The sequence below is a fragment of the Luteibacter sp. 22Crub2.1 genome (assembly GCF_900167995.1).
GTDB lineage: Bacteria > Pseudomonadota > Gammaproteobacteria > Xanthomonadales > Rhodanobacteraceae > Luteibacter > Luteibacter mycovicinus.
The window spans coordinates 65795-86516 of sequence record NZ_FUYT01000011.1 but is presented as its reverse complement, the minus strand read 5'-3'; the positions used below and the strand labels follow the sequence as shown (position 1 = coordinate 86516).

The following is a 20722-nucleotide window of genomic DNA, read 5'->3' as shown; positions in this document are numbered from 1 at the left end:
ATTCCATGTCGATCGATCAGAGAGTCGGCATCTTATTTTTCTTCACCGCCTACGTGGCAGTCATCCTAATCACGTCCATTGGACTCCTGACATTCGACATGTACAAAGTAGAAGATCCAACCCCAAATAAGCGGCTGATCATATTAGCAAAGTATCTCTTCATCATTCCACTGGCTTGGACAACTTTTATTGCAGCCGGGTGCACGAAGACGGCCTCAGAAAAGCAAACCGAAGAGATGATGCTTTCGATAAGGTCAGACCAGGAGCGCTCCCTGCCGCCGCACGAGCGAATCATGAGAGGGACGGGTGACCGGTACGCGCTGGAACTACGCGCCGTGGGCCTCAACATCGAGGACGCGTCTCAGGATGAACTTTGGAAACCTATCACGTCACTCGCCAGTATAGTCGCGTCGGTCTATCCACCTCAGATCGAGGACTTTCCTCAAGATGAAGACGACAGGCTGATGCAATCCCGTATTGCAGAAGCTTCCGCCGCACAGAGCGTTGGACTCGACGCAGTATCGGATTGGCCCATCCCTGCGCTGGCTGCCCAACCGCCCACACCGACCTCAGCGAAGACATCGGCAGGCGAAGAAATCGGGTCAAGTCTTCAAGGCGCAAGCCTCGTCTATACCTACGCTATATGGATCGACGATCTCAACGGCGAAGACGCCTCACCGCTTGTCGATAAGCTTTTCGCATTCTTCGACGAGCACCCGGAGGTGCCGCAGGTCATCGTCATGGCTAAAGACGGCGACACATTCCGCGACACGTGGACAGCCCCAGGCCATAAAAGAAGGCAAGGTGCACATATACCAGAAAGGCTCTCGAGCTTTGTCAGCCTCCTGGTCACAAGAACCGATCGAGTCGACCGCTTCATTCGTCCCTACGCGATCAAGGAAACGAAGGGAGCAACCTCCCCGCTCCAGACAGAGTTCGACTACATCAAACTCTATAACTTCTACTGGGAAGAAGACGAAGCGTACGCGGCAAGGCGCCATGAGTCTTACATCGCAACCACGATGAGTGCCAGCCACTGGGCCAGCCGTCTCCCCGCCTTCCTGAAAACCATCGATGACAAGGGTGTCCCCGGCTTCAAACGTACGAACTATCTTCCTCTGCGTTGGACCGAGTGGCAGATCGATCTCTTCGACCGCGCACCGTTGCTTGGCTACCTCCACCGCCCCATCACGGTTCGCCTGCGCGACGACGAGGATAAGCCGTTCGACATCGATGCCGCCACGGCTGCGCTAACGGCAGGTTGGGAGCGTGCGGTCGGGACCCTGCCTGCCGGCGAGGCTCCGGTGCGCGTCTTCCGCGATACCCGCAATGATCACGGCGTGACTAAGGTGCTGGCCCCGATCCTTCGAAGTCAAGCAACACCTATCAATGTCGACAACATGGATCAGGGATTCGACATTGGCGTACGACTAGGTAATACCGGCATCGCCTCGCCCTTCGTACAGATCGCCCTGGGAACCATGGCCAGCTACAAGCTCGGCGGTGCGACGGCTACGGTGCATCGGCGGGAGAACGGTGATGTGACGTTTACGATGATCAGCCCATCCGATCCGGAACAAAAAGCGGCTTGGGAAGCAAGGTCGGGAAAGAAGAATCCTTTCTACGCGCACGTGAACTAATGGCGTCTCATTGTTTAAGACAAAGAGCATTCTTCGATCTTTGAGGCAAGTCATTTCGCGCCTCTAGCTCGCAACTCTGGTCAAAAGCTATGCGCAACGCCTCGCTCATCGTGGCTGTCGCGCTTAGCATAGCCAAGCACTAAGGAACTCGGTCGTGACGATTGGCGCGCGCCTCAAATTTATACGCTCCGGCCTTCCGCACCTGGCGATGGCTCGATCACTGGGAATATCCCTGCGGGCATATGCTATCTACGAGCGAGATGAGCGCCTACCTCCCGCCGACACACTCATCCGCCTGAACGACCTGGGCTGGAATACGAACTGGGTTTTGACCGGCATCGGCGAAAAGGGCCTCGACACGCGCTCTTCGTCGCCACCCCAGAATTTGGGGATCGACGAACTTAAAGCCGCCGTAAGAGTAGCCGAAGAGGCATTGGACGAAAGTAGGTTAGGTCCTGACGACTATGCAATGCTCGTTGGCCTGATCTACGTCGCCCTGGGAAAAGGCCTCGATATCGCAGACGTGCTTGCATTCGCAAATGCCTGCCGCCCGCGGGCTGCATGGAGCAGGAACGCCAGGTCGCAATCAGAGCGGCTGAACCGTTCGGTCGACCGTTTCGTTCGTGAGCATCACGGAATTCCGGAATAGCGTCCGCGATTAGGAACGGCGCGATTCCATCCGCGCCCTTCTTCAAAGCCACCTCACAGCTTCATCAAGTACTTCGCATCATCCCGGTGCACCTCGCTCGGCCCCGATGACAGAAACGTGTCGTAGCCAAGACGCGCCGGGTTCGGCCCGCCCAGGCGTATGCCGCCCACATCGTCCCGATGAAGTAACGGCACGACTTCATATTCATACGCTTCGCCCAGCGTGATCCTAATCCAGCGACGCAGCAGCTCATGGGCCACGCCGCCGGGCATGAATTCCATGTAACGCGGTTTGCGAAGCGGTCCGACGTGCAACTTTACCCGCAGGTGCCGCTGTCGAACCCGTCTGCCGAGCACCATGTTGACTCCTAACGTCGAATTGGCGACGCCAAGGCGTGTCTGCATCCCGACGGGCAACTCGTACATCGCCTCCACGCAATCCTCGACGCGGATCGTCTCGCCCACCTGCAGGGAAAGAATCCGGCCCAGGTATTCGGCGGACATGGGGTTTTGACGCAACGCGGCACAGATACCCGCCATAGCGTCATCCGACAGGGACAGCCGCTCGGGGCCGGCAAAGCGACCCGTATCCCGCAGCCCATGGCCAGCCAGCGCCCTGAGCGAGCCACTGAGCGCGCTCTCCGCGCCCAACTCGTACCCGAGTTCGGGATGGTCATATCGCCATGCCTCGTAGAACAAACTCACCGGGCGCTGGATCATGACGTCGAAAAACGCCTTGGCGCCCCCGTTGCGTCCACGGCTTTCGCTCTCAGCCACTCGCTCGGTGTAACTCGGCGATAGTGCGCCAAAGCCACCGAGCAACCCCATCACCGGGGTGGTGATCTCCACCTCGGTCGTCGGGTCCTTCAGTGCATCGACTGCGGCATCGACGTCAGCGATGGCCCGTCCGTCGCGAATCACCCGCACGGCCTCGACGTCCCCCGGCGCAAAGCTCAATGAGGTACTGTTTCGGAACCGCACCCGGCGCGTCGCTGGCATGCCCGACGCATCCGGCGATACCGACGAGAGCAAGCGCACCGTCTGGTAGAACTCGAAGCCCTTCGCACCACCGACCGCACGCCGAATCAAATCAGCGGGCCGCTTCCCGTTCGCATCTTGCATGAGTAGAGCTCCTTGCCGGTATGGCACGATGAAAGGGTGAGTTCGGTAAACGTGTTGATCTGCACGTACTGCGCAAACACGATGTCGAGCACGTGAACCAGGGCATGCATGCCGATGCCCACCAGCTGCGTCACGTCGATGGAGAGATCGATGGCGGTGCCGCGCATGGGCATGATGCCGCCGAATCCCGTCAGCCATCGCATGACCGATTCCTGGCGAATGCTCACCAGCGACTGCACAATTTGCTCGCCCCACACCGAGCCGGGTGGGACGTACAAACGAAGCAGTTCTCTCAGGGCGCTGGCATCCGGCCTCAACAACGTTTCCTGGTTCATGGACAGCTGCGACACAAGTCGCCAGCTGGCCTCTTTGCCGAGTCGGAATCTCGCTACGGCGGAGGGGCGCGTGATCAGTCGCCCTTCCGGACCCGTTGCCGCATCCGGCGCATACAGACGGGCACCCGGCGTGCCGCAAACCAGCTTGGCCGGGGCATCGCCATCGCAACAGAGCATCCGGACGCTTACACCGAAGCCCACGCGAATCGTTTCGCAGACGCTGTCGACGAACAAAATGGTTTCGGAATTAGGATCCTCGCTGCCTGCCGCCGTTACCCAATAGGGACCCGAAACGCTCGAGCTCGTCCTTCGCGCGGCGTGGAAGTGGGGAATATCGAACGCACCACCCTCCTCGGCGGAACGCGCACCTTCAACCGATTCAATCGAAAGCAGACCGCCCACGGGGTACCCCGATGTCCGTGCGCCGATATCCAGCGTCGAGCCAGCATGTGACCGTGCCGATGCGCCTGCCGAGGCCCGAAATACGTTTGCCAACGGCGCGCATCGGGTCAGCAGATGCTCCGGACCCACGCTTCGAAGGTCCATGCCATCGACGATGGTGCTTCGGCCCAGGAAGAGGATGGCGCGGCCGCTGCCATCGCTTTGCCGTGTTCCGTTGGGCAACACGAGGTCGAAAAATCCGAACTTGTCCGGGAAGGCAAAAAACTCGCGAAGCAGGCGGAAACCGGGATGCGACGCTACTGAGTCGTCGAGGACGCGTGTCTCGTGGTTGAGGCCGACGACATCGAGCATGCCACCATCGAGGACATACCGGTTGTCATCGGGATCGGGAGAGAGGACCGCCGTGACGCCGAGACCCAGCGCATCCCTCAACTCCGCCGCGATAGACGTATCGCCGTCGACAAACAGACGAAGGCCGCGTGTCACGTCGCCGTCCCAGCGCAGATCAAGATAGGGGCCGCGGTACATGGTGCCGGCTCGGGTATGAAACACACCGGAGGCGTTGAAGCGTGCCGACGAAAGGTCCGGAGCGTGCGTGTCGACGTCAAACAGCGTGTTGAAGCGGAACCGTGTGCCTCCGGGCGGCCCGGCGTGGATCAAGACCCCTCGTTCGAGGGCACCACTGAACGCGCCCCTGTCAAAGCGCGCTACTGCGCAGGACGGAAAAGGACGTCGGTATTGCGGAAAAATCGCCTCGAGCAAGGTCTCGGCGAAGCCGGAATACCCGTCGTCGAGCCGACGGGCGACCCGGGCGTTTAGCCACGCCACGGACTGCAGCAAACGCTCAATATGCGGATCATCGCTGCCGTTCTCAGACAGTCTCAGGCCCGCGGCTACCCGGGGATAGCGTTCGGCGAACTCACGCGCCTCGGCATTTAGCGATGCCAGCTCGCGCTGAAAATAGGGAAGTATCGGGCTCACCGGCTTGCCTCCTGCCGCGCGCCGCCATACCCCGGCAACGACCGGCGAGGAACCGGCTCCGCCACGGCGAAACGCATGGTAGACGACTGATACCGGGCCTCCAGGCCGACCGGCTCTAACAGGTCGGCCACCTTGAGCCGAGCGCGAATCACAAAGTCCAGGGAGCCTGACGCGCCATGGTTGTCGCTGATCACGACATCGACCGACGTAAACCGACGATCGAAGGTCTCGATCGTGTGCCGAATCTCGTTGGACAGATACTCCCGGTCTTTCGCGTTGGCGAGGCTAAGCACCGAGAAGTCGGGCATGCCCAGCATAAACGCCGAGCTTGCGACGAGACTGAGGGAGGAGTCAGCGGCAGACACCTCGGACTCGTCGACCTCCGATGCATCGTCGGCGGTGTCCAGAACGATCTGGCGATGCACGTTCCTGGTGTTGAGAAGATCCTCGACGTCTCTGATCGCTGAGGCGATATAGGCTGCCGCGCCGACTTCGCCAGGACTCCCCGGCTCGGCCTCATCCCCTAGCAGCCGGTCCAGCAGACTTGCCGTGACTCGCAATTCCTTCATGTGTCGCCTCCGATGAAAACGATCTGCGTCAATGGTGACGCAGGAAGGTTTTATATCGAGTGGCGGCGCGGAATGTTTGAGAATCTGGACCGATTTAGGGGTGAGTTTTAATGCTTGAGGGTTGGGCGCGATGAGAGCTGCGGCATGCCCCGATCGCGCGCAGGCGCGCTCCTACAAGGCGCTGCGTCGTAGACGTAACGCGTTACCAACCACCGACACCGAGCTCAGACTCATCGCCAGTGCGGCGATCATCGGTGACAGCGTCAACCCGAACACCGGGTACAACACGCCAGCCGCCACCGGCACACCTACCGCGTTGTAGACGAACGCGAAGAACAGGTTCTGCCGGATATTCTTCACCGTCGCGTCCGACAACGCGCGCGCACGGGCGATGCCGGCGAGGTCGCCCTTCAGCAGCGTGACCGACGCGTTTTCGATGGCGATGTCGCTGCCATTGCCCATGCCTATACCGATATCGGCCACCGCCAGCGCCGGTGCATCGTTCACACCGTCACCCGCCATGGCCACGACGGCACCGCTTGCCTTCAGCGAGGCCACGATGCGTGCCTTGTCTTCCGGCGATGCGCCGGCGTGTACGTCATCGATCGGCAACGAGGCTGCTACCGCTTTCGCGGTGGCCGCGTTATCGCCCGTCAGCATCACCAGCTTGACGCCGGCCTCGTGCAAGGCCTCGAGCGCCGGCTTCGTCGACGGCTTGACCGCGTCCGAGAAGGAAAAAACCGCCGCCAGTCGTCCGTCGATCGCGAGGTACATTGCGGTGGCGCCCCTTGCACGTGCTTTCGAAGCCACGTCATGCGCGGCACCGAGCTCGACACGCTCGTTTTCCATCAGCCGGCCGTTGCCGACGGCTACATCACGGCCCTCGACGCGACCGCTCACGCCGCGCCCGACGTAGACCTGGAATCCCGACACGGCGGCGATGGTTACGCCCTCGCCTTCCGCCGCCGCGACGATAGCCGCCGCCAGCGGATGCTCGCTGGGACGCTCGACGGCAGCGGCCATTGCCAGTGCGGTGGCAAGATCGACCCCGAACGTACGCACATCGGCCAGCGTCGGCTTGCCTTCGGTCAGCGTGCCGGTCTTGTCGAAGACCAGCGTGTCGATATCCCGCAGCCGTTCGATCGCTCCGGCATCGCGAAACAGCACGCCCGCCTGCGCACCGCGACCGCTCGCCACCATGATCGACATCGGCGTCGCAAGGCCGAGGGCGCACGGACACGCGATGATGAGAACCGAGACGGCCGCCACCAGTGCATGCGTCAACGCCGGCTGCGGACCCACCCACCACCAGACCGCGAACGCCAGGATCGCGGCGACGACGACGAGCGGGACGAACCACGCCGCCACCTTGTCCGCGACGCGCTGCGACGGCGCGCGTGAGCGCTGCGCTTCGGCGACCATCGCCACGATGCGCGACAACACGGTGTCCGTACCGACATGGTCGACGCGCATCGTCAGCGCGCCGTGCTGGTTCTGCGTGCCACCGGTCAGCCGGTCATGCGCATGCTTGGCCACGGGCATCGCCTCGCCCGTAAGCATGGCTTCATCGACATGGCTCTCGCCATCCAGCACGGTGCCGTCGACCGGTACTTTCTCGCCCGGACGCACGCGAAGCGTGTCACCGACGCGCAGGGCATCGATCGCGACATCCTCTTCGTGGCCATCGCTGCCGACGCGACGTGCCGTCTTCGGCACGAGACCCAATAAACCTCGCAGCGCTTCACCGGTGCGCCGACGGGCGCCCAGCTCGAGGAGGTCACCCAGCGTCACCAGTGTCACGATCACGGCCGCGGATTCGAAATAGACCGCGACCTGCCCGTGCATGTCGCGCATCGCCGGTGGGAACTTGCTAGGCAAAAGAAACGCGACCGTGCTGTAGAGCCAGGCGACGCCGGTGCCCAGCGCGATCAACGTATACATGTTCGGCGACCACGGCTTGAGCGACCGCCAGCCACGGGCGAAAAACGGCGCGCCGCCCCACAGCACCACGACCGTCGCCAGGATCGCCTCGACCCAGCCGAGGATCGCCGCCCACGGCTGATGCCATGCCTGCCCCGCAAGATGCGGAATCATGGTGATCAGGAACACGGGCACCGTCAAGGCGACAAGCAGCGCCAGCCGACGGCCTAACGACCGCACCTCACCGTCGTCGTCATCCAGGCTCGGCATCGCCGGCTCGAGCGCCATGCCGCACTTCGGGCATGAGCCCGGGCCTTCCTGCCGCACGTCCGGGTGCATGGGACAGGTGTAGATCGTCCCGGCGGGCGCAGGTGCCGCCGGGGTCTTCGGGCCGAGGAAGGCCATCGGGTCGGCGGCGAATCGTTCGCGGCAGCGGCCGCAGCAGAAGTGATACTCCTGGCCGTCATGCATCGCGTGGTGTGCGGTCTTTGCAGGATCGACCGTCATGCCGCACACGGGATCGATCGCGGTCGCCGGCTCGGCGGCCGCGTGGTGCGCGCAGCAGGAGCTCATGCGTTCGGCTCCGCCAGCGCCTTGAGGATGGGACAGTCTTCAGGCGCACCGTGTCCCGGGCACGCCTCGACCAGTTCAGAGAGGCCATCGCGGACACGCTGGAGTTCGGCGATGCGCTCGTCGATGGCCTGAAGGCGCGCTGCGGCGCGTTCGCGCACACCGAGGACGCCCCCGTGGCGATCGGCAGATAGCGCCAGTAGTTCGCGGATTTCCTCGAGGGTGAAGCCGAGGTCCTTCGCTCGACGGATGAAGCGCAGGCGGGACACCGCACCCTGGTCGTATTCACGGTAACCCGAGGGGCGGCGCTTCGGCTCGGGAAGGAGGCCTTCCCGCTCGTAGAACCGGATGGTGTCGATGGCGACGCCCGCGCTCTGCGCGATGCGGCCGATGGTGAGGGAGCTTTGGCTGGTCATGGGATAAGTCTAGACCCTTTATCCAGGTCCAGAGTCAAGCGATTGGGCTCATGGGGCCTGCCGCTTCGGAGAATGGGAGAGCCCCTGTCCTGCAGCCCATACACCAGGTCGGGTCAAACCGCTACGCAACCGGAGCATTCGCCCGCTCCCCTTACGGTCTCCTCGAGATACCCGAGATCGGCGACAGCAAGGACGATGGTTTAGCGTTCGATTTGCCCAGGCATTCACACTTCATCGGAGCACGCGGTTCCGCTGGAAGCAGACGCTCGTAATCGACCGGATGCGACCGGACAGCGACATGCCAAGCAGTTACAGGTACTCACATGCCGTCGTTTCGGGAAGGTGCCCGAAGACTTTGAAGCCCACGTCAGTCTTGATGCCGGGCAGATGGATGGCTCGCAAAGCAGCGAGCAAACTCGAGGCCTGTTCATCGTTCGCAGGCCTGACCTCGACCCACTCGATGTCCTCATAGCTGCCATCCATGAAATGGTAGAACCATTCCGAGTCCCAGTCGGACTCGTAGCCGGACCCCACCATTCTGACGCGCCACGCAGGACCTGGCTTTTCCAGCTCCAACATAGCGGCTCGAAGCTCTCTCCACTTCGTGTTGTTCATGGTCGGGTGCATGGGGGCACGCTTATTTTCTTGATGACTGCTAAGCATATGATACCGCCCGGTATCCACGCATAGATCCGTCGATGGCTCCGCTGCTCGTGGCGAGTTGCGGGGCCGACTTAAGGAAAAGCTCTGCCCGCCAACGCGCACTCGAACCGCAGCAGGCGGTTTTTGTCGCCCGATCCGACGAGTCGACTCAGCAACCCACCGCGGCCAGAACTCCACTGCATAAGCACCTTTCGCGCGGCAGCGGGTTCTGTTGTGCTGATCCCTATGACATGAATGTCTGGCCAAGGTGGCGGCGTGACGTCGTCACTTGCGTGTTCATGCGGCACCCCTTCGCTGCACTGTCGGCACAGGATCCGAACGTTGGAAGTCCAGACCTCATGATCGACCTGCGCCAGGTCTAGCGCCGTAGTCAAGGCTTCGAGATCAGCGGCGTCATCCGTGTGCACCTCGGCCTCATAGGTGCTGTTAGCGGAAGGCTCAAACAGCTCCAGGACGTTGAAGACCGAGTAGGTCCGACCCTTGGACTGACGTTCGCCGACGGGTGCGCCATCGTGCAGAACGACATCGCCAGCCCTGAAGCCAGATTTTGGGTAAGGAATGTTGCGGATGACGACGCGTACCGGGTCTATGCGCGTTCCCCACACGACCTCGCCGTTGTCATCAGGATTCAGGCGCACAGGCGCGATGCCAAAGTTTCCCTGGATTGGCCCGTCACCCTCGGGAATGCGCAAACCGACGCGATGCCAGGCTTTGCGTGCAGCAGTCCAGTCACGCAGGGCCGTCGCAGCGATGCCCATGTTCCAGTTCGCCGCCTCGTCATCAGGCCGAAGATCTGAAGCGCGTCGGTTATGGTAAAGCGATTCCACCCATGCGCCGCGGTACTTGTGCACGAGGCCGATATTGTAGTGCGTCGAGGCGCGCTCTGGGTCCAGCGCCAGCGCGCGCTCGTACAGAGCCATGGCACCATCCGAATTGTCCAGAGCCCGGGCCTCGTCGAGCAGCTTGTCGACGGCCTCGCGAGAGGTAAATGCCTGTGGTTCACTCAATTGAGACTGCCCTTATCGCGGTGGTTGTGGCGCCAGCACGCGCGTCGGCGTCGCTGCGTGGACTATTTTAAAACGGTCATATAAAAGTGGCAGCTTTTGCCCATTATGAACAGTTGCGATCGTCAATCTGAAAGCGGAACGGCTTGGACCCAGTGGTACCCGCTGCGCGCAGGCCAGAGCAGTGGCATGGAGGCCAACGCCGCCATGCAAGCGATGAAGACGCGCCAAGCAGGGCTCATGCATCAGGGTCTACGGCAGAAATTGAGAGGCCCGGACACTGGCGCAGCGACGAAGGCGGCACTTCGTAAAGTCAGCAGTGCTTTCCTGAGCGCGGCGCTGCGGCCGGTTACCTTGAGCACGGGCAGCACCGCGCATAGGTTCTCGCCAGGCTTCATACCGGTTTCCAGCAGCAGCTCGTGCAGCAGCGACAGCAGCAGGGCTGTGTCGCGCGGCGGATCGTCTGGCCGGGCCGCGACCAGCGCTTCAAGCAGCCGGATGATCACGGGAGGCATGCCGGGTGCCATTCGTGCTGCGGTAGCCAGCGCTTTAGCATAGCGTGAGGCACGGACATGCTCGCCCGCCAATAGCAGAGCCATGTCCACCCCCAGTGCATTGATATCGATCCGGGCATCGAGCACCGTCTGCGCGAGTGCATCGATAGCCAGCGCCAGTTGTCCCGGCTCTTTACCAGCCAGCGCGAGGGCGATAAGCAATGTTCCTGGTGGGCCCGGGGCGACGGTGGGTTCAAGTAGAGGCGCAAGGTAGGCGCGGTTCTGCCATTGCGCTTCCGACCAGTCCAGATTGTTACCCAGCAGCCTGCAACCGGCGGCGAAAAAAGTGTGCAGACAGCTGGGCGCCAGCGTCGCCCAGAAGCGGATCAGCGCTTCGTCGGTACCTGCGTAATTGAAATGCTGCGACGCATAGCGCGGTACAAACGTTGCCGGCTGATGCCCATGCAACGCTATGAGCAAGCGGTCTGCGCCCTCCGGCACGAAGCCGTCATCGACGATGATCCGGCGGTGGACGTACTCACCTGGCGCCGATGTCCGCGTATCAACATGCCAGCTGAAAACCGGCGCGCGGGTGGTATCCGGGCCGAGATCGCCCAGCGCGGCGAGCAGTATCGGGTCGTCGTTGCCAGGGTGACGGGCACGCGATGCCGCCACCATCAAGGGCATGTCGAGCTCGCCGCCGTCCAGCGTGTCGCCGAGCGCGTAGCGGAAGGCGCGCAGCAGTGGCGAGTCCGGCAGCGCGCGCAGGTTTGGTTTCGGCCCGGTGGGTGGCGCCAGCCGCATCAGGGCGCGAATACCGGCACGCCGCGCGGGCAATACTCCCGCTGCCGCATGGGCAGCGATGCGCGTGGCCAGACGGTGTGGATCGATAAAGCCACCTTGGTGGGTTGCGGCATCCAAGGGCTCAAGCCCGGCACCGTGTTGCGCGGTCGCGACCGTATCCATCACGCGGTCGAGAATGTCGATATCGATACCGGGGTGTTCGCCGTATGCATCGACCTGCCGCTCGTAAGGCAGCACAGTGACATCGAGCAACACCGCCACGATCTGGCCAAGCGCCTGAGTCAGTGGCTTGCGCAGCCGCTTGAGTCGCTTCGCAGCCGGGGCGAGGCGTTCGCGCGTGCGAGCGTCGAGCGGGGCCATCCGCGTAAGCGCGGTTACCACGGCTTCGAAAGCATCGATGTCGGTGTCGTTTTCGAATACATAGGCAATGCGTTCTGCCAGCGTGTCGACATCGTCGATGCGCGGCAATTCGCGCGAGGGATCGCAGGGCCCGGGCAGGGACGGAGTGCTCAGCGACACATCCAACGTGGCGTGCGGCTTTTCCGGCCGCGCGCCCGTCAGGGCGGCCAGCGCTACCCGGTTTGACGCAGCAACGGCGGCCAGATAGTCGTTGAGCGTGTCGCGCACGCTGTCGTCCAGTGCGAGGTTGCCAAGCAGTTTGATCGCTTTCGCCTGCACTGCGGCATCCGAATGGCCCAGCGCATCAGCCAACAGCCGCGCGGCCGCGTTTGCGGCATGCGGCTCACTGCGAAGGCGTCGCTCGATCATTTTCATCGCCAACAGCGCGTGGCCTTTGGCCGCAGCGTGCATCGCGGGTGCAAGCGTATCGAGCAGATCGGTGGTGGCGACGGGGTGATTCGCATCGACCGCGTCGATGACCTTCAAGGCCATACCAACCGTCGGTGGGATACGGCTGCGGCAGAGCGCCAGATAGCGGGGCAACCGGGCGTGGAGTTCATCAAGTGTAGGCGCCATGCGCTCATGGAACCGGGAGAACCACCCTGAACGGAACTGCGGCCAGTCCTGTGCCAGGGCATCCAGCGCCTTATCCAGCAATATATCGCGACCGAACTGCGCTTGCGACCACGGCGAATGGAAGAAACCAAGCCAGGCGTCCCGGCGGTATTTATCGATCGCAGCGAGACTGGCATCCGATGTTCCCTCGATCTCCATGACGCGGAGGATCACCGGATGCAGCGTCGGGTTGGCTGCCACATACGCTTCGAGCGACGCTTTCTTCTGGTAGATCGCGTATGTCGGCAGATCCATCATCAGGAGCGTGTGCGCGTCGCTGTCGGGCCGCTGCATCAACCCGTGTTCGATAAACGGATTGATGTAGTGCAGCGAGGGCCACGGCCCGCTCATCAGCGCATCACCGAGGCCTTCCAGGCAGGGCGGCGCAAATTCACGGGCCAGCGGAGCGGCATCTTCGATGCGAATACGGTGATCCGCGACATCCTTTGCGGTTCCGCACACAAACAGCGCGGCTTGCGTGGCACGTTCGCGGTCACGCAGGGGCTGTTTCATTTCCCACGGGAGGTGCGGGTCGTCTTGCTTCGCCAGGACGCGCAGCGTTGCGCGTAGCGCCTTTGCGAGGCCCGGACGATTTTCCTTTGGTATGTCGCGCAGCGCTGCGATCACTGCCGCTGTGTCACCTTGCGACATCGCATGCTCAAGTGCTTCAGGGACGGCTTCGCTCATGCGCGGGCTTCCCAGGCGCTGCGCGCCGCCAGCACGTGTTTACACGGGCCGCGTTCCGCGCCGTGCCGTGCGAACCAGGGGCACGTGCAGCGTATCTCGGCATCCACGGCGCGAACGCGGTGCCCCGCGCCGTCGCTGTCTACAGTGGCGGCGAACACGGGGCCATCGTCGAGATGTACGGCAGCGTGTTCCAGCAGCTCCCTGGCAGCGGCAAGGCGCGGGTGGGCGTCTTCGATGGCCGACAGGTCAAAGGGCAGGACGCGATGGAAATAGCCTTGCTCTGCGACGTCATAACCGACGAGGCCGGAGGCACCCAGGGCGCGCAAGGCATCCGCTACGCGCTCACCGGGCAGTCCCGTGGAGAGAGCCAGATCGTCGACACGCAACAGGTGTTGCCAGTTCAGCTGGGCGCGCACGCGGTCGAGCACCGAGTGGTTCCCAGCGTTGCCGAGGCGCATCAGCGCGTACAACGACTGGCCCTCGCCGGAGAAGCCTCGCCATGTCTCGGCGCTCAGCACCAGACTAACCCTCATGCCATTGAAATCCAGTACCCAGGCGCTGGCCTGATTTGACGGGTCGGCATAGACGCGGAGGTGGCGGACGCCCGGCAGCAACGGTTCCAGTACCCGTAGCCGGGTACTGTCCGTCACGCGCACGCCGCCCTCGACCGCGCGCGTGGTCGTGATCAGGCCAGCCGCCCCACGGGCTATCCACAGTGGCGTACGGGCCGTCGACGCGCGCGGAAGCGCCCGGAGAAAACGCAGGGACTCTACGGAACCGGCCTCGAGACGGGGCGTCATTCCCGCCTGGAACGCCTGTACCTCCAGCATGCCGCGCACCCAGCGCTCTGGCAGAGCCACCTTCCGTTCGGTTACGGAGCCGTTGGAGGTCGCCAGGGTCAGTTCGCCGGAGCCTACCGAAAGGCCCAGCCCGTGGTCATCGCGAACGCGGGCAAGGGCGGCGCGCATCGGTGCATTGAAATCCACGTTGGTGGTGCCTTTGCCGGTCACCTCACCGGCATATCCTTCTGGCCCCAGGTCGACGCGTATATAAGCGCTGCAGCAGGCAGAGAAGCCCTCGAAGCGGAGTACGCCTCCGCCGGAGGTAACGACCGGGTCAGCCAGCGCGATGCGCTTTGCCAGCATGTTGGGTGGCGTAAAGAAGCGCGATCCGACGATCAGGTGCACCGCCGTCAGCGCATCGGCCACCAGCCTTGGCTGATGGACGCGGCCTTCGAAGAAGTGAGACGTCGGCAGGGCACCCGTCGCGCTGGTAACTAACGCGAGATGCGGGCCGCTACGATCGTCGAGCGCCGACGCGCCCGCGTAGCGGTAGGCGTGCTGTACCTCGGCCATGAGCGCGCTCCTTCCCATCCAGTCGGCATTAGAACCGATCGACCGCGCGAATGGGAGAGGTTCTCGCTGCACTACTTCAGAGCCGCGATCTCATCGGGACCCTGCCCGTCCACTACCGGGAGCCACGGATCTCGCCTGCCCGATCGACCTCGGTTCCGCAACTTCGCCCGTAGGTCGAGACGTGGCATGCACACCCACTACAGCATCATTGATTGAAAGACTGCCCTGAACACGGCGGCAGGCGCAGGCGCAGATCTCTCGCTCTACCACCGCAAAACCCGCGGCCCCAGCAATGCACCCACCACCGAGGGCACCAACATCCCAAGCAAATACCAGACCGACCAGAACGGCGGCGCCATTTCCGGGCAATGCAGGCAGTAGGCAACGGCGGAGGTCGCACCAGCCAGCAATCCCGCAGCGGCTCCCGCCAGGCGCAGCCGCACGGGCGCCATACCGCGTACCGCCCACAACATGGCGACAAACGGCGGTACCGACAGGACGGCGATGATGATCGAGCACACCTTCCAGGTATGACCGAGCAACAACGGCACGCGGGCATCGACATCCGCGCCGGCGAGCACGATGCCTGCGGCGATCCAGGCGATCACGGCCGGTATCACGACGGCGGTCCATCCCGCACCCACCGACACGCCCGGACGCGACAGCCGGAGCGTCACGAGCAAGGCACCGCCGCCGAGGGCCACCGCAAATCCGAGCCGGAACCAGAAGACCGGCATGGAGACCACCTCGCCGAGATCCGGACGGATACCCAGAAAGACCGCCATCAACACCGTGGCTGACGACAATCCGATGAGGATAGCTACCGCGAAGCGCCAGGGCGGGACGCGCCGATCGACCGGTGTCGTCTGGCTTGCGAGCAGGGAGATCAGATCGTCGGTCTTCATGTCAGGCCTCGAATGCGCGTGGCGAGGGCCTTGAGGCCACGGTGTATGCCGACTTTGACGGCAGATTCGGACAATCCGCTGCGAGACGCGGCTTCGGCCACGGACAAGCCCTGAAGCTTGACCAGTTCGATCGGCAGGCGATGGCGCTCAGGCAGGGTGACCAGTAACTCGCCGAGATCGCGCCTTGCTTCAGCCGGCTCGAGGTCGACGGTACCGAAGAGGTTATCGTCTTCCCAAAGGGGCTCGTGCAATGCCTCGCGTCGCGCATGGGCGCGGAAGAAATCCATCAACTTGTACCGGGTAATGGCATAGACCCAGGCCGTCAGTGACTGATCGTCCTGATAGGTGTGCCGTGCGTTATGAATGGCCAGCAGGGCCTCCTGCAGTACATCCTCGACATCGGCCGGAGCCTTCGGCAGTCGGCGACGCAGGTATGCACGCAAGTGCGACGACAGCCTGCCGAGGAAAAGGCGGTACTGCGCGGCATCACCGCTCAGCCCTTGCAGGAAACACCAGCGCAGTTCGACCTCGGCGGAGGTGGTGGCGTCATTATCGGACATCGTCCCGCCTGTGATCACCCGAACACGGGCATCGCGGAGTGTAACGCTGGAGGTAACGGGAGTTCATAGTCACTATTCGCGTCCGCGCCCCATCCGGTTACACCTCGCGATGTCCGGGTGTAACCAGCGGGCCCTTTCAAGCGAATTCTCCTGTACCGGACGCCGTGTCCGGACCCAAGGAGACCGCCATGAACCATCGCCACATCGCTTCCCTCGCCCTGACCTTCGCCGCCCTGACCGCCGGTGTCGCTCACGCCGACGCCGCCAAGCCCGCCGTCGAAAAATGCTGGGGTGTCGCCAAGGCCGGCCAGAACGACTGTGCCGCCGGCCCCGGTACGACATGCGCAGGTACCGCCAAGGCGGATTATCAGAAGAACGCGTGGAAGAACGTCCCGGCCGGCACGTGTACCGCCATCAAGACCCCCAAGGGCAACGGCTCCCTGACCAAGGTGGGCTGAGCTCGCCATGACCCTCGCACCCACCGCGGGTATCGGTTTCAAGCCCCAGCACGCTGACGACGTCTTCGCTTGTGCGTCGCCGGCCCTTTGGCTCGAGATCCATCCGGAAAACTACGCGGTGGATGGTGGGCCGCGACTGGCGCTGCTGGATGCGCTCGCGTCGAGGTTCCCGCTGTCGCTACACGGGGTCTCCCTGTCACTGGCCGGGGAGACCCCGCCCGATCCCGTGTGGCTGCGGCGGCTGAGGACCCTCATCGAGCGAACGCAGCCCGTTCTGGTATCGGAGCACCTCGCGTGGTCATCGTGGAACGGGAACTATCTTCCCGACCTGCTTCCCTTCCCCCGGACGCACGAGGCCCTGTCGAGAATCGTCGAGCACGTCGACCGGACGCAGACGGCACTCGGGCGGCGCATCTCGCTTGAAAACCCAGCCCATTACCTCCCGATCGACGGGCATGAGTGGAGCGAGACGGCATTTCTGGCCGAGCTTGCCAGACGCACGGGCTGCGGTCTGTTGCTGGATATCAACAACGTCCACGTCAGCGCCCGAAATCTCGCCGCCGATGCCCACGACTACATCGATGCCTTCCCTCTTTCGTTCGTCACCGAGATCCATCTGGCCGGACACGCATTCGACGAGGGACTCGAAGGCCTCCTGATCGATTCGCACGATGCACCGGTCGCCACCGAGGTGTGGGACCTCTACAGCTACACACTGCAAAAGACAGGTCCGGTGCCGACCCTGATAGAGCGCGATGGCAACGTTCCATCGTTCCCGACGCTGCTGGCCGAGCGCGATATCGCTCAGGCGATTCTTGCCAATGCGCACGGACGAACGCCATGAACTCCGCGTCTTTCCAGCAAACGTTCGCGGAGGCTTTAAGGGCGGATGGCAGCCGCACGGCGTTCTCCGACCATCCTGCGTTCGCCGTGTACCGCAACACGGTGATGCGTGGGTGCATCGATGCCCTCGAAGCCAACTACCCCGCGGTATCGTGTCTCGTGGGGCGCGACTGGTTCCGGTCGGCAGCGGCCATCTTCGCCAGCGAGGAGCCCCCGCGTGACGCACGCCTGGTGGCCTACGGTGAACGCTTTGCCGACTTCCTCGCAAGGTTCGCACCCGCTTCCGAACTGCCTTATCTACCTGACGTCGCGCGCATAGACCGCTTATGGACGGAGAGCTACATCGCGGCGGATGCACCGCACCTCGACCTGGAACCGCTGCGGCAGGCGGACCCCACCGCCATGACGTCATGGCGTCTCACCATCCATCCGGCGACTCGTACCTTTGCCTCCGACCTGCCCGCCTTCTCCATCTGGTCACCCAGCCGGGCCGGCGAGGCGGTGGATGGCGGCCTCGTGTGGGAGCCGGAAGCCGTAATGATTACCCGGCGCAATCACGAGGTGCGCGTCACGCCAGCCAGTCCCGCCGTGTTGTCTCTCGTGCATGCGTGTGAGGCCGGTCTGTCGCTGGCCGATGCGATCCGTACAACCACCGATGCTTACCCCGGCACCCGCATCGACCTGCTCGTCGCCCTCCTCGTCGAGGCGGGTGCCTTCGCCTCACCCTGAAGGATCTGATTCCCATGAACGAACCACGCTTTTTCTCCGGCAATTCCGTGCGCGCACGGTGGAACGCGATCGCCGGAGCGGTCGAATCCCACATCGGCCACAGCTTCCTGGCCTTGGTAGCCCGCGTCTCCATCGCCGCGATCTTCTTCCAGTCCGGACGCACGAAGGTCGAAGGTTTTCTGACCATCACGGAGAGCACGTACGAACTGTTCCGCACGGAATACAAGCTTCCGCTGGTGCCGCCGGAAATTGCGGCGCACATGTCCGCCTACGTCGAAACTTTTGTACCCGTACTCCTGGTGCTGGGCATCATGACGCGCCTCTCCGCCACCGTTCTCCTCGGCATGACGACCATCATCGAGATCTTCGTGTATCCCGACGCATGGCCTACCCATCTGTCCTGGGCGGCCATCCTGCTGCACCTGATCGCACGCGGAGGCGGACGCGTGTCGCTCGATCATGCATTCGGCATTCGCTGAACGCGAAAAGATAGTGCGGGCAGCTGTAACCGAATAGCCATCGGCAACGAATCAATCAATGCCACTTCCGGCACACCTTCTGGAGAACGCCATGAACACCGCCACCCACAGCATCGCCGCGGCTGCCGCCCTCTTCGCCGTCTCCGCCGCCGCCATCAGCGCACCGGCACACGCCGCCGAACAGGCTGCCGGCAAGACCGTCCACTGTTATGGCATCAACAGCTGCAAGGGGACGTCCGATTGCAAGTCGGGCAATCACCAGTGCAAGGGGCAGAACGAATGCAAGGGCCAGGGCTTCAAGGCCGTCTCCGTGCAGGAGTGCAAGGCACAGAACGGCAGCACCACGCCGCCCGCGGCCTGATCGTCGGGCCCGGCCGATATATACGGCCGGGCCACCTTGAAGGACTGTCGATGCAACCGACCATACCTCCACCGTTTCACGGTTACGGGCTCGGGCTTCGCATAGCTCACTACGCCGAGTTCCTCGCGCGTCAGCAGCCGGTGGACTTCGTCGAAGTCATCTCGGAAAACTTCATGGTCGAAGGCGGCCGGCCCCTGGATACGCTTGCACGCATCCGTGACCGCTACGACGTCGCGCTTCACGGCGTCTCAATGAACCTGGGCTCGGACGACGGTGTCGACCTCGACTACCTCAGGCGCCTGCGCGCGCTGGCCGACACCATCGAGCCCCTGTGGCTATCCGATCACGTGTCCTGGACCGGTGTCGGCGGCATCAACTCCCACGACCTGCTCCCTCTTCCCTATACGGTCGAAGCGCTCGATGTCCTCGCCAGAAACGTGCTCGATGCGCAGGACGCCCTCGGACGCGCACTCGTGCTCGAGAACCCGTCGACCTATCTGTCGTTTTCCGACAACACCATGGATGAACCGGGCTTCCTGAAGGCACTGTGCGAACGCACGGGATGCTTTCTTCTTCTCGACGTCAACAACATCGTCGTCAGCGCGACCAATCATGGACTCGATACCGAGGCATGGATGGAGCGCTTGCCCCTTGACCGTGTGCGCCAGATCCATCTCGCCGGTCACAGCCAGGGCGTGGACATGCTCGTCGACACGCACGACGCCCCGGTGGCCGACACCGTCTGGGATTTGTACTGGCGATTCGTCCCGCGCCTCGGCGAGGTCGCCGTCATGATTGAACGTGATGACCACATTCCGCCATTGCCCGAGTTGCTGTCGGAACTCGAACGGGCGCGACAACCGGCGATCGTTACGACGCCATGAGTCTGGGCGACCTCCAGCGCCGCCTGCTCACGGCGGTCATGACCGGACGCCCGGTGCCTGAGCTGTCGGCGGCCGGCCAGCGCGTGTATGCAAATAACGTGCGCGGTCAGCTGCTGGCCGCGTTGCGCGATACCTACGAGAAATGCGCGGCGTGGCTGGGCGACGACGTCTTCGATGTGCATGCCGGGGCCTATATCGAAGTACACGGTTCAACGTCCTGGTCACTGGATCATTACGGCAGCGAGTTTCCGGACTATCTTGCGCGAGCCTTCCCGGAAAGGCTCGAACTGGGTGAACTGGCGTGGCTAGAATGGGCACTTCGCGCCGCGTTTTCCGGAAGAAACGCTTCAGGCCTCGCGCTCGAGGAACTGCACGTGAGGGATTGGGATGGCGTCCAGTTCTCGTTCGTTCCCACCCTCATGTACCGACAGCTGCACACGAACGCACCCGCCCTATGGGCCGGCATCGCGTCCGGCCAGCGAACACATACACGTATAGCCGACGGCGCAGCCGATAACGGTCAAGGCGTCCGCGTCTGGCGGCATGAGTTGACGCCACGCTTCGTTTCCATGACGCGTGCGGAACACGCCTGTCTCGATCTGCTGGTCGCGGGCGCAACGTTTGGCGAAGTCTGCGAGTGGCTGTCCTCGACGGCGCGTGAGAAAGACGTCGCCTCCGCGGCGGGATCGCTGCTTCGCGCCTGGGCGACCGACGGATTGATTACCGGTGTGCGGGAAACCGGCTGACCCCTCGTCCATTTTCGAGCCCGAGTTTTTGCAGCGCAGCGTGACACAAACGCGCAATAACGGCTTAATTCTCCACAGGGGATTTAGATCGATCTAAGTGTGTGATCCACGTCACGTCGCTCAAGCGATGACG

General features: G+C 63.1%; 20 protein-coding genes. 9 read left to right on the top strand and 11 right to left on the bottom strand.

The features are described from left to right. The first annotated feature begins 5 nt into the window (after positions 1-5). Together B5X73_RS12920 and B5X73_RS12915 are read left to right on the top strand one after the other, a co-directional pair. Positions 6-1640, top strand: a complete 1635-nt coding sequence (locus tag B5X73_RS12920; protein ID WP_176167837.1) for a type VI lipase adapter Tla3 domain-containing protein — start codon at positions 6-8, stop codon at positions 1638-1640. A gap of 154 nt (positions 1641-1794) precedes the next feature. Continuing rightward, on the top strand, positions 1795-2289 hold the full coding sequence (locus B5X73_RS12915; protein WP_079522025.1) for a helix-turn-helix domain-containing protein: 495 nt from the start codon (positions 1795-1797) through the stop codon (positions 2287-2289). Positions 2290-2342: 53 nt separating this feature from the next. Here B5X73_RS12915 and tssG read toward each other — a convergent pair whose 3' ends face one another. The 11 genes from tssG to B5X73_RS12860 all read right to left on the bottom strand — a co-directional run bounded on the left by tssG (position 2343) and on the right by B5X73_RS12860 (position 16089). Then, positions 2343-3410, bottom strand: a complete 1068-nt coding sequence (tssG, locus tag B5X73_RS12910; RefSeq protein WP_139382781.1) for a type VI secretion system baseplate subunit TssG — start codon at positions 3408-3410, stop codon at positions 2343-2345. After that, positions 3374-5128, bottom strand: coding sequence for a type VI secretion system baseplate subunit TssF (gene tssF / locus B5X73_RS12905; RefSeq protein ID WP_079522023.1), 1755 nt, complete (start codon positions 5126-5128; stop codon positions 3374-3376). Before tssF ends, tssG begins: the two co-directional genes overlap by 37 nt. Then, the gene (gene tssE, locus B5X73_RS12900; protein WP_079522022.1) at positions 5125-5697 is read right to left on the bottom strand and encodes a type VI secretion system baseplate subunit TssE; all 573 of its coding nucleotides are present in this window, start codon (positions 5695-5697) and stop codon (positions 5125-5127) included. The genes tssF and tssE overlap by 4 nt, the downstream gene beginning before the upstream one ends. A 171-nt stretch (positions 5698-5868) precedes the next feature. After that, complete coding sequence (locus B5X73_RS12895) at positions 5869-8190, bottom strand: heavy metal translocating P-type ATPase (protein ID WP_079522021.1); 2322 nt, start codon at positions 8188-8190, stop codon at positions 5869-5871. Next, the gene (locus tag B5X73_RS12890) at positions 8187-8603 is read right to left on the bottom strand and encodes a heavy metal-responsive transcriptional regulator (protein WP_079522020.1); all 417 of its coding nucleotides are present in this window, start codon (positions 8601-8603) and stop codon (positions 8187-8189) included. Before B5X73_RS12890 ends, B5X73_RS12895 begins: the two co-directional genes overlap by 4 nt. Before the next feature lie 309 nt (positions 8604-8912). Further along, positions 8913-9230: a DUF6678 family protein gene (locus B5X73_RS12885; protein WP_343123900.1), complete on the bottom strand. Its 318-nt coding sequence runs from the start codon at positions 9228-9230 to the stop codon at positions 8913-8915. 107 nt (positions 9231-9337) lie between these two features. Further along, complete coding sequence (locus B5X73_RS12880; protein ID WP_079522019.1) at positions 9338-10273, bottom strand: tetratricopeptide repeat protein; 936 nt, start codon at positions 10271-10273, stop codon at positions 9338-9340. Positions 10274-10515: 242 nt separating this feature from the next. Continuing rightward, on the bottom strand, positions 10516-13269 hold the full coding sequence (locus B5X73_RS12875; RefSeq protein WP_079522018.1) for a DUF6493 family protein: 2754 nt from the start codon (positions 13267-13269) through the stop codon (positions 10516-10518). Then, positions 13266-14624, bottom strand: coding sequence for an SWIM zinc finger family protein (locus tag B5X73_RS12870; protein WP_176167836.1), 1359 nt, complete (start codon positions 14622-14624; stop codon positions 13266-13268). The genes B5X73_RS12875 and B5X73_RS12870 overlap by 4 nt, the downstream gene beginning before the upstream one ends. A gap of 263 nt (positions 14625-14887) precedes the next feature. Beyond that, positions 14888-15529 carry an NrsF family protein gene (locus B5X73_RS12865; RefSeq protein ID WP_079522016.1) on the bottom strand — a complete coding sequence of 214 codons (642 nt, stop codon included), beginning with the start codon at positions 15527-15529 and terminating at the stop codon, positions 14888-14890. Continuing rightward, positions 15526-16089 (bottom strand): sigma-70 family RNA polymerase sigma factor, encoded by a 564-nt coding sequence (locus B5X73_RS12860; RefSeq protein WP_036114244.1) that lies wholly within the window; start codon positions 16087-16089, stop codon positions 15526-15528. Before B5X73_RS12860 ends, B5X73_RS12865 begins: the two co-directional genes overlap by 4 nt. A 188-nt stretch (positions 16090-16277) precedes the next feature. On the opposite strand from B5X73_RS12860, the gene B5X73_RS12855 reads away from it, so the two are divergent. The 7 genes from B5X73_RS12855 to B5X73_RS12825 all read left to right on the top strand — a co-directional run bounded on the left by B5X73_RS12855 (position 16278) and on the right by B5X73_RS12825 (position 20589). Next, positions 16278-16547 carry a BufA1 family periplasmic bufferin-type metallophore gene (locus tag B5X73_RS12855; RefSeq protein ID WP_036114246.1) on the top strand — a complete coding sequence of 90 codons (270 nt, stop codon included), beginning with the start codon at positions 16278-16280 and terminating at the stop codon, positions 16545-16547. 7 nt (positions 16548-16554) lie between these two features. Beyond that, positions 16555-17391: an MNIO family bufferin maturase gene (locus B5X73_RS12850; RefSeq protein WP_079522015.1), complete on the top strand. Its 837-nt coding sequence runs from the start codon at positions 16555-16557 to the stop codon at positions 17389-17391. Continuing rightward, complete coding sequence (locus B5X73_RS12845; protein ID WP_079522014.1) at positions 17388-18119, top strand: HvfC/BufC N-terminal domain-containing protein; 732 nt, start codon at positions 17388-17390, stop codon at positions 18117-18119. Before B5X73_RS12850 ends, B5X73_RS12845 begins: the two co-directional genes overlap by 4 nt. Positions 18120-18133: 14 nt before the next feature. Next, a complete protein-coding gene (locus B5X73_RS12840) occupies positions 18134-18598 on the top strand; it encodes a DoxX family protein (protein ID WP_079522013.1) in 465 nt (154 codons plus the stop codon). Positions 18599-18689: 91 nt separating this feature from the next. Continuing rightward, on the top strand, positions 18690-18959 hold the full coding sequence (locus B5X73_RS12835; protein WP_079522090.1) for a BufA2 family periplasmic bufferin-type metallophore: 270 nt from the start codon (positions 18690-18692) through the stop codon (positions 18957-18959). A gap of 50 nt (positions 18960-19009) precedes the next feature. Next, positions 19010-19843, top strand: a complete 834-nt coding sequence (locus B5X73_RS12830; protein ID WP_079522012.1) for an MNIO family bufferin maturase — start codon at positions 19010-19012, stop codon at positions 19841-19843. Beyond that, a complete protein-coding gene (locus B5X73_RS12825) occupies positions 19840-20589 on the top strand; it encodes an HvfC/BufC N-terminal domain-containing protein (protein ID WP_079522011.1) in 750 nt (249 codons plus the stop codon). Before B5X73_RS12830 ends, B5X73_RS12825 begins: the two co-directional genes overlap by 4 nt. Positions 20590-20722 lie beyond the last annotated feature (133 nt).